Source organism: Alcanivorax sp. HI0083 (assembly GCF_001635175.1).
Map to the genome: position 1 here is coordinate 1 of NZ_LWFX01001678.1, position 788 is coordinate 788.

The window sequence follows — 788 nt, forward strand, 5'->3', positions numbered from 1 at the left end:
TCGCGCCGTGCGCAGTAGTGCGTATATGCATGCACTAGAGGACCGCACCCGTATCCTCAACGACATGTACAACCAGATGCCCTGGCCCATGCTGATGCTCGATGAGCAAATGTGTGTGCTCGAATGCAACCCGGTAGCGGAACAGGCCTTGTCCAGTGGGCCGTTGGAGATTCTGCCGGACGGGTCTTTGCAGTTCAGTGATCGGGAACTGCGCCAGTCCCTGAAGCGGGTAATTTCACTGGAAGCAGGGCGGGAAACGCAGCTTCTCAACTCCCAGCAGGACTCGGTTTCCTTACTCTGCCTGCCGGTGGAAAAGTCCGATGCGCCAGGCAGCATTTCCCAGGTACGCACCATTGTCTGGGTGTTGGCCGGGCAGAGCATGGTGACGCCCTCGCCGGAGATGCTCCGGTCCGTCTTTCATATTACCCATGCCGAATCCCGTCTACTGCACTTGCTGTGTAAAGTGGGCAATCTGAACCAGAGTGCCGAGCTGCTCAATATCAGCGTGCACACGGCCCGCACCCAGCTCAAGTCCACCATGAGCAAGCTCAACGCCAGTAGCCAGGTGCAATTGGTCAGTCAGGCCATGGGGCATGCCCTGGTGCAGGCAGCCCGGTTGCCGCATGTGCAGGCTGAACGGGAATTTACACTGTCGTTACCCGACGGCCGGGTACTCAGTTGGTACGAGTATGGCGATCCGAGTGGGCGCCCGGTACTGACGCTGGATAACCTGGGGGCTGCGGTGCCCGACCATACGTTTTTTGATGGCTGGTACCGGGAAAAAGGTT

The 788-nt window shown here is 58.8% G+C and carries 1 protein-coding gene; it reads left to right on the forward strand.

What is annotated here, in order from left to right:
• Positions 1 to 25 precede the first annotated feature (25 nt).
• The coding region (locus A3754_RS24550; RefSeq protein WP_369817649.1) for a helix-turn-helix transcriptional regulator at positions 26 to 788 on the forward strand (763 nt) is incomplete at its 3' end.